Here is a 4,320-nt window from a genome sequence, read left to right on the forward strand (position 1 = left end):
GCATTATTTTGTTGTTAACCCAGCCCTTTGGGATTGGATTTATTGGAAATTTGATAATATTTCTAATAGCCACTATCGTTTTACTCTTTGGACTTTGGCAGGTTTATGCGCTTCCAGATTCTTATGTAAGGTCGATTACGACAAATAATAATGTCGAAAAACCTTGATTATATTACAAACATCTATTCTGTCAGATCAAATTTTAGAAATGAGTTATTGCAGTCCTATTACATATACCATACTTTCATTTCTATTTTGATAAAAAATATATACTGACTTTGTAACATTTCATCCATTTTTACATCATCAAACTGTTCAGATCAACTTTTACAAAACTCTTAATGAAGAAATCTTCCGAAGCCGATATCGCAATTCTTAACTTATCAGAAAAGGCCAGGCAAAACAATTGGCTCTTCCGAGGGACCCTTGGTCTCCGGTTTCTCCTTTCCATGGGATTTATTCCTACCGGTTTGGTAAAGCTTTTTGGTCTGCCTTTTTCAAATTTGGGAAATACGAACCCAGTAGGTTTGTTTTTTGACATGCTGCTTTCTACCGGAGTGTATTGGCAGTTTCTCGGAGGAATGCAGGTCATGGCCGGCATTCTGGTTATGTTCAGCAGAACGCTGGCAGTTGGGAGTATCATTTTCACAGGGATCATGGTGAACATTTTGTTAATTACCATCGGAGTAGGGTTTGGCAATACTGCTTATCTGGCTTTTATGATGGTATTGGGCTGCCTTTGGCTTTGCTTTTGGGAATGGGGAAAAATCAGAGTTTTGTTTTTTGACATATATTCATCGGAACTCACAATGGACATATCCGAAACAAAATCTTTGAAATTAACCGGTATTGAAAAAATAGTTTATGGTATCGGTTATGTCTGTGGCCTGTTATTTTTTGGAATGTCAAGAGGTCTGCAATTACCCTCTGGGACAGAATTTGTTTTGGTGGCGGTAGGTTTGGTGTGTTTGGTTATTGCTTTCATATTGGCCCTAAAGCCATTTTTTAAACAGGATAGTGGTGGAAAGGTAATTGCTAGCAAATCCACTTCTCTTCACAAAACAGACCGCTAACAAGAACTGCAAACCAATTCTGAACAAGAAAATAATTAATATGGCTATCATAACCTCATCTTTATTTCTTACCGCTCCCCAGCCGGTATTGTAGGGCCCAAGGATAGAGATGCTACTTTAAATAATGCGAAACAAAAACTCCAATTTCAGAAAATGAAAATTTGGGTTTTTGATGAACTCTCCTATTTTGTTCCTTTAGCCTGCTTTAATACATACTCTAAAACCTTGTCCTTCCCATTGATCTTGTCTTCCAGGGAAGGAACTATCAGGACATCGGGAGTAACTGCGGACTTCGAATCAGGATCACATGCTGCTCCTACATCCAATGAGGTAGTAATGTTCAAAATTATTTCACTGTTGGGCAACGTGATACTGAAAAGCTCCCCAAAATCAGTAGTCATTTCACCTGTAGGCTCTCCTACAAGCTGTGCAAGTTCATATTCCTTCGCCCCATCGGCAATCATATTTGCACTTGAAAATGTGAAGGCACCTGTTAACAGATATACCTGTCCCTGGAACTTATCTTCCACAGGCATTCTGCTTACTGCAGTTTCACAGTCACCAATTTCCCATATACTTCCGGTTTCCTTCTGCAGGTATTCTTCGCTGGTCATTCCATTTGCGATCAGGTTATCTTTGTATAGCTGACTTACCTTCCACTTTTTGTAACCCATTAACTGATATTCCTTAGTAGTGATAAAACCAAACAGCACCTCACCCAGAATAGAGTCTCCACCTGAATTATCCCTGATATCGATTGCAACGTGTTGAATATTTTTTTCCCTGAATTCTGCAAAGGCAGTTTTCAAAAACTGTATCCATTCATCAATAGATCCAACCATATTGCTGAATTTTATATAGCCCGTTTTATCTTCCAGGATCTTGTAGTAATTGCCTTCCGCAAAGCCCGGATATGCAACAAGTAACCCCTGAACGTTGCTGATACCTTCATCAACCCGTTTTTGGTCTTTGCGGCCTGAAGGATTAATATAATCGATAATAAAGGGAGCTTTAATACCTGAAAGATACAGACTACGGAATAATAACCTGTTTGCTACCTCCTTCTTGTATTGAGGTAAACCGCCTATATTATTTTGATACTTTACGAGTAAGGGTCCTATATCAACATTGTTTATGGCTGTAATTTCTGAACCTACAGGGATTCCTGAAACTAATGCCGTTTCATTTGGAACATACAGTTTATCATTATCCAGCACTGTTTTATAAGGGAAAAATTGCTTTTTCGTCTCCTCCTCCTGTAGTGCAGGCTGCTGAAAGGCCGGGCTGCTGTGGCTGTCTTCCATCATGGCGGTCAGCCCGTAAAGTGAAAGAATAAAATCCTGAATCGGGACAGAATCCTGAAGAAGACTTTTTATGTTTTCGACTTCAGCGAAATACGCATCCCTTTCTACGAATAAAAATGGATTATAATGGACTTCCTGTAATGTTTTATTACAAAAATCGAGATCTTCAATAGCTTTCTCTTTCGAGATATAATATTGTGAATTTCCTTGAAACCAAGAGAAAAGAAATGCTGCAAATAGAGATGAATTTTTCATAGTGTAAATTGGATAAAAGTTTAACAATTTTAAACTCTTTTCATTTAGACACAGCTTTGTGATAAGGGTGAGTCATTTTGAATAAAACTGATCTAAATTAGAAAAAAATATAATTGGTTTTGAAATATTTTATGGTGGTAGGATTTTTATATTGTTTTGAATTTGGCAATTGGGACTATCATTTTCACAGGGATCATGATAAATATTTTGTTCATTACCATCGGGGTAGGGTTTGGCAATACTGCTTTTCTGGCTTTTATGATGGTATTGGGCTGCTTTTGGCTTTGCTTTTGGGAGTGGGGAAAATTAAGGTTTTTGTTTTTTGACATATATTCATCGGAACTCAAAATGGATATTTCCAAAACAAAACCAGTGGAATTAACCGGTATTGAAAAACCAGTCTATGGAATCGGTTATGTCTGTGGTCTGTTATTTTTTGGAATGACAAGAGGTCTTCAATTACCTTCTGGGACAGAAATTCTTTTGGTGGCGGTAGGTTTGGTGTGTTTGGTTATTGCTTTCATTCTGGGTATAAAAGCAATCAAAAGAAATGGTTTAAAATCAACTTCCCCCTTCATTTAATGCAGGATTAAACTTCTGGCTCCTGTTTCCAGTCATATATCGAGAGATGTTTCGCTATGCTCAATATGACGGACGAGCCTATTCCCACATCGGTCATCGGACATCGGACACCCCTACCTTCCGGCAGGCAGGCAACATCGGTCAAATTAAGACATTTGATACAAATACAACTAAAATTCAGCAACATAAAACCTTTTCATTACCTCCTGTGCTTTTTTCTTCTGAGGCGTAAAGTCCGGATCCCTATCTCTGGGCTGAGGATACCATTTCCAAAAATAAGCGCCTGCCAGCCAGTCTTTTTTCCAGACTGTTTCGAAAAATGCCTGATAGCACATGGCCTGTACTTCCTCTGATAAAGCCACTTCATTACGTTCATTGGGCCAGATCCAAGGTTCGATGGCTGCATCCACGGTATTACAATATCCGATCTCTGTAAATATTACAGGTTTGTTGAATTTCTTCTGTACTTTCTCGATTTCTTTGATTTTTTTCCCCCAACTATTCTTCAAAGTCTGTAAGTCAGGATTGATCTTGTCCGCCAACGGGAAATAGGCCTGAATGCCAATATAATCCAAAACATCCCAGAATTTGACTTGTTCATATTCTGTAAAGTTGGCTGCATAGGTGAGTTCTCCACCATATACTTTTCTGATCTCTGTGATCAGGTTTCTCCAATCCCTTTCCCTTTCCGAGGTCATTTCCAGTTCTGTTCCGATGCACAGGATGGGGATTTTATGTTCTTCGGCATAGACCGCATAATAAAGGATAAATTCCGCATATTGCCCAAACCATGTTTTCCAATCCTCCTCCGACAACATTTTGATTGCCCCGGGCCATTCTCCCCTTACCCAGAGATGTGGTTTGAGGATGGACTCTACTCCTTTTTCCCTGGCCAAATTTGTAGTAGTTTTGACGCCTTCGAGAGATTCTCCCCACCACATACGGTCGGTATGTTTTTCCCATTTGATATCAGGAAGGTTGGGATCGGATTGCCAGCCAAAAGGCGTCTGTGATATATGTGTGATGCCAATAAATGAAAGTGAATCCAATTCCCAGCCATCAAAAGGCCGGGAACTTCCCACCCAGCAAACTCCTTTTTGCCTGTC

The 4,320-nt window shown here is 39.3% G+C and carries 5 protein-coding genes; 2 read left to right on the forward strand and 3 right to left on the reverse strand.

Annotated elements, in window-relative coordinates; genetic code table 11:
• Window positions 1–341: 341 nt before the first annotated feature.
• Window positions 342–1,073: a hypothetical protein gene (locus ACEW8O_RS15285; RefSeq protein ID WP_373495490.1), complete on the forward strand. Its 732-nt coding sequence runs from the start codon at window positions 342–344 to the stop codon at window positions 1,071–1,073.
• Window positions 1,074–1,255: 182 nt separating this feature from the next.
• Here the strand turns inward: ACEW8O_RS15285 and ACEW8O_RS15290 are convergent, their stop codons facing one another.
• Together ACEW8O_RS15290 and ACEW8O_RS15295 are read right to left on the reverse strand one after the other, a co-directional pair.
• Window positions 1,256–2,632, reverse strand: a complete 1,377-nt coding sequence (locus ACEW8O_RS15290) for a S41 family peptidase (protein ID WP_373495491.1) — start codon at window positions 2,630–2,632, stop codon at window positions 1,256–1,258.
• A 146-nt stretch (window positions 2,633–2,778) separates the two neighbouring features.
• Window positions 2,779–2,961, reverse strand: coding sequence for a hypothetical protein (locus ACEW8O_RS15295; RefSeq protein WP_373495492.1), 183 nt, complete (start codon window positions 2,959–2,961; stop codon window positions 2,779–2,781).
• Window positions 2,962–2,980: 19 nt separating this feature from the next.
• On the opposite strand from ACEW8O_RS15295, the gene ACEW8O_RS15300 reads away from it, so the two are divergent.
• On the forward strand, window positions 2,981–3,214 hold the full coding sequence (locus ACEW8O_RS15300; RefSeq protein ID WP_373495493.1) for a hypothetical protein: 234 nt from the start codon (window positions 2,981–2,983) through the stop codon (window positions 3,212–3,214).
• A 170-nt stretch (window positions 3,215–3,384) separates the two neighbouring features.
• On the opposite strand, the gene ACEW8O_RS15305 is transcribed toward ACEW8O_RS15300, so the two are convergent.
• Window positions 3,385–4,320, reverse strand: a 936-nt coding sequence (locus tag ACEW8O_RS15305; RefSeq protein ID WP_373495494.1) for a glycoside hydrolase family 113, incomplete at its 5' end; no start/stop codon positions are given.

This window comes from Aquiflexum sp., assembly GCF_041749095.1.
Classification (GTDB): Bacteria; Bacteroidota; Bacteroidia; order Cytophagales; family Cyclobacteriaceae; genus Aquiflexum.

Excerpts from the sequence above, each read along its gene's own strand:
- ACEW8O_RS15300 (WP_373495493.1), top strand. The coding sequence starts at position 2,981 with ATGGATATTTCCAAAACAAAACCAGTGGAATTAACCGGTATTGAAAAA.
- ACEW8O_RS15290 (WP_373495491.1), bottom strand. The coding sequence starts at position 2,632 with ATGAAAAATTCATCTCTATTTGCAGCATTTCTTTTCTCTTGGTTTCAA.
- ACEW8O_RS15285 (WP_373495490.1), top strand. The coding sequence starts at position 342 with ATGAAGAAATCTTCCGAAGCCGATATCGCAATTCTTAACTTATCAGAA.
- ACEW8O_RS15295 (WP_373495492.1), bottom strand. The coding sequence starts at position 2,961 with ATGTCAAAAAACAAAAACCTTAATTTTCCCCACTCCCAAAAGCAAAGC.